This is a genomic window from Aquiflexum sp. (assembly GCF_041749095.1).
Classification (GTDB): Bacteria; Bacteroidota; Bacteroidia; order Cytophagales; family Cyclobacteriaceae; genus Aquiflexum.
The window spans coordinates 1-4,029 of sequence record NZ_JBGTCA010000044.1 but is presented as its reverse complement, the minus strand read 5'-3'; the positions used below and the strand labels follow the sequence as shown (position 1 = coordinate 4,029).

At 41.5% G+C, this 4,029-nt stretch carries 3 protein-coding genes; all 3 read left to right on the top strand.

Annotated features, from left to right (window positions below):
• Positions 1 to 72 precede the first annotated feature (72 nt).
• Genes ACEW8O_RS03260 through ACEW8O_RS03250 form a run of 3 tightly spaced genes read left to right on the top strand, consistent with a single transcriptional unit; the run spans position 73 to position 3,954 of the window.
• Positions 73 to 1,521, top strand: a complete 1,449-nt coding sequence (locus ACEW8O_RS03260; protein WP_373493192.1) for a BatD family protein — start codon at positions 73 to 75, stop codon at positions 1,519 to 1,521.
• Entirely contained in the window at positions 1,514 to 2,590 is a 1,077-nt protein-coding gene (gene aroC / locus ACEW8O_RS03255; protein WP_373493191.1) for a chorismate synthase, read from the top strand. The genes ACEW8O_RS03260 and aroC overlap by 8 nt, the downstream gene beginning before the upstream one ends.
• Before the next feature lie 20 nt (positions 2,591 to 2,610).
• Complete coding sequence (locus tag ACEW8O_RS03250; RefSeq protein ID WP_373493190.1) at positions 2,611 to 3,954, top strand: dicarboxylate/amino acid:cation symporter; 1,344 nt, start codon at positions 2,611 to 2,613, stop codon at positions 3,952 to 3,954.
• Positions 3,955 to 4,029 lie beyond the last annotated feature (75 nt).

The window sequence follows — 4,029 nt, the reverse complement described above, 5'->3', positions numbered from 1 at the left end:
GGTACGACACTAAATTAGGTTTGTTGCGTTTAAAATATAAAGTTAATTTGCGAACAATAAGTAAAACACAACATGATCAAAACGACCATCACCCTGATTTTTGTATACTTTTTCGGAATTATATTTATTCCTTTAGTGGCGCAAGAAGTGGTAATTGAACTTGGCCCAGACGAGATAGCTTTAAATGAAACTTTCAGCATTAAGGTAACGATTTCCAATGATAAAATAAAATCTTATAATGAATTTCCTGATATTGTGGGATTCCAGAAACAAGGGATTTCCCAATCCTCCTCCATGAATGTAATCAATGGGCAAGTAAGCAGTACAAACAGCATTATTCAATATTATAAGCCTGTAAGGAAAGGGGAGTTTACATTGTCAGGTTTCAGTATAAAAATCAACGGAGCGGATTATACCTCCCCCGGAAAAACAATAAATGTGGTCGATGCCAGGGCAGCCCAACGGCAATCCAATGTTTTCGATCCTTTTGACGACCTCTTTGGAAAAACAAGAGAAGAACCTGAATTTATTGAAATTGAAGATGATGCCTTTTTTGCATCTTCAATAGATAAGGAAGAGGTCTTTGTAGGAGAAGGATTCAATGTCAGTTTGGCTTTCTACATGTCAGAAACCAATCAGGCCCCCTTTCAATTTTATGAACCGGGAAAACAACTCGATGGGATTCTCAAAAAAATGAAGCCATCCAATGCCTGGGAGGAAAATTTCAACATCACCAACATCCAACCGGAAAGGGTAAGTTTCAACGGAAAAACCTGGATCAAGTACAAGGTTTATGAGGCCACATTTTTCCCTTTTTCAGAAGGAGAAATAACAATCCCACCGATTTCCTGGGAAATGATCAAATATCGGGTAGCCAAAAACCCATCATTCTTTGGCAGCAATAGGTTAGAGGATTTCAAAACTTTCTATTCTTCCTCCAAAAAAGTAAAAGTAAAAGCGCTTCCTCCCCATCCTCTCCGGAATGAAGTAAGTGTGGGCAATTTTCAGTTGAGGGAAAATATTGCCCAGTTCGAAGCGCAGACGGGTGAAGGTTTCACTTATAATTTTGGAATCAGCGGGGAAGGAAATATCAACTCAATCTCTGTACCCAAAACAAAGCAAATCCATAAACTGAATACCTACGACCCCAATGTAAGGCAACAGGTAAACAGAGGAATGGGAAAAATCACCGGAATCAAGGAATTCACTTATTACCTTACCATCAACGAGCCCAGTCAAGTTAATCTTGCCGACCATTTTGAGTGGATTTATTTTAATCCAGTGCAATCCAAATACGATACGCTACGGCCGAAGGCAATTGTAAATGTCACAGGTGAGTCAAAAGTCAATCAGGCTATTTCCAATCAGCGGTTGGGCGGGATTTATGATTTGATTGAAGTTGAGAGCAATAAACTTTCTTACGAAAGATATAAGTATTATTTTTCCATCTTTATCAATTTATTGTTGGCAGGATCGGTCATTTTATTGGCTGTACTGATTATGAGAAAAGGTAATGGGTAACACTTTCGGAAAATTATTCAAGATTTCAACATTTGGAGAATCCCATGGTTTGGGTTTGGGTGTGGTGATCGATGGCTGTCCTGCAGGACTCACAATCGATGAGGATTTTATTCGGGCAGAAATGCAGCGCAGGAAACCAGGCCAATCAAAAATTACGACACAAAGAAAAGAAGAAGATGTGTTTCAGATTCTTTCTGGTGTATTTGAGGGAAAAAGTACAGGCACACCCATAGGCTTGGTCATCATGAATACTGACCAAAAAAGTAAAGATTATAGCCATATTTCTGACAAATTCAGACCTTCACATGCCGATTATACCTATTTCGAAAAATATGGTACGCGAGATTATAGAGGTGGAGGCAGAAGCAGTGCCAGGGAAACAGCCGCAAGGGTTGCTGCCGGTTCAATAGCCAAAATGTTGCTCAAGCATTATGGGATAAGTGTACAGGCTTATGTAAGTCAAGTGGGTGATCTAAAACTGGAAAAGGCCTATCTGGAACTTGATCTTGACAAAACGGAAGATAATATTGTACGATGTCCTGACCAAAATACCGCAGAACGGATGATCGATTATATCGATGAAGTGAGGAAAAGTAGGGATACAGTCGGAGGCATCGTCAGTTGTGTGGCTAAGGGTGTTCCTCCCGGTATTGGAGAACCCGTTTTCGACAGGTTACATGCTGAATTGGGCAAAGCCATGCTTTCCATCAATGCGGTCAAAGGTTTTGAATATGGAAGCGGTTTTGAAGGAGTGAAAATGAGGGGCTCCGAACACAATGATGCCTTTTATCAAGATGGAGATCGGGTGAGAACAAGGACAAATTACTCAGGAGGCATTCAAGGGGGTATCTCTAATGGAGAGGATATCTATTTCAATGTAGCATTCAAGCCAGTAGCAACCATTATGCAAGACCAGGAATCCGTCAATGAATCAGGGGAAACTGTCACTGTTTCCGGAAAAGGAAGACACGACCCTTGTGTGGTTCCCAGAGCCGTACCCATAGTGGAAGCCATGTGTGCCTTGGTTTTGGCCGATTATATATTGATCAGCAGGACCAATAAATTGTAAAATATTTAAACCCAGTAAATATGTTTAAAAAGATACCTCTGCACACCCAGATCATCGCAGGTCTGATCTTAGGGCTTGTTTTCGGATTGGTGATCATCAAGTTTGGAATTGATCCTGAGTTTACCATCAATTTTATCAAGCCAATAGGTACCATTTTTATCAATTCATTAAAAATGATAGCAGTGCCATTGGTATTTGCTTCATTGGTCATTGGGGTAGCCAACTTGGGTGATATTTCAAAACTATCCAGAATCGGTGGCAAGACTATTTTTGCATACTTTATTACCACCATCATTGCCATTACTATCGGGCTTTTGCTTGTCAATATCATCAAGCCCGGAGACAGTCTGCCCCAGGAAACAAGGGAAAGCCTGATGTCATTATATGATGATGCTGTGGGTACCAAAGCCGAAAAAGCTGCGGAAGTTTCCAGTCAGGGCCCTTTACAGCCCTTGATTGAAATTGTCCCCGAAAATATTGTAAAGGCTGCTGCGGACAATAGCAGCATGTTGCAGGTAGTGTTTTTTGCGATTATTGTCGGTATTGCCCTACTTCAAATTCCAAAAGAGAAAGCAAAAAATTTCATCAACTTTTTTGATGCCTTCAATGACGTGATCATCAAAATTGTGGAGTACATCATGATGATTGCTCCTTATGGTGTATTTGCCTTGATGGCTTCGCTGATTGTGGAGATAGCAGGAGAAAATCCTGACTCTGCGGTGGAATTGCTGTTGGCCTTGTTAAAATATACTTTGGTTGTTTTGGGAGGTTTGATCTTGATAATTGTTGGTATTTACTCAGTCATCTTAAAATCCTTTACGAAGATCAAATTCGGAGATTTTCTCAAAGCTATGAGACCGGCCATGCTGTTGGGTTTTTCCACTTCCTCAAGTTCTGCAACCCTACCTGTCACCATGAAACTGGTAGAAGAGGAATTGGGTGTATCTGAAGAAGTCAGCAGCTTTGTATTGCCATTGGGTGCTACGATCAACATGAACGGTACTAGTTTGTACCAAGCGGTTGCAGCGGTATTTATCGCACAGGCATTGGGAATGGACCTTACCATTTCCCAGCAGTTGACCATTGTGCTGACCGCAACTTTGGCGGCCATCGGTTCGGCAGGTGTGCCCGGTGCGGGTTTGATCATGTTGATCATTGTGTTGGAAGCCATTGGTGTTCCCGGTGCAGGAGTTGCTTTGATCATCGCACCTGATAGGATATTGGATATGTTCAGGACCGTCGTCAATATCACAGGTGACGCAACAGTCTGCGTGGCAGTCGCCTCTACAGAAGGTGAGCTTCCGGATGGCCTAATCCGTCAGTCCAATCCATTTACAGCAAATGTGGAAGAGGGGGTTGGGTAATCAGAACCTTCTTAACTTTTGATTCATTTTTGTTTGGAATACTCCTTATTGGGTGATCAGATATTTGTGGATACT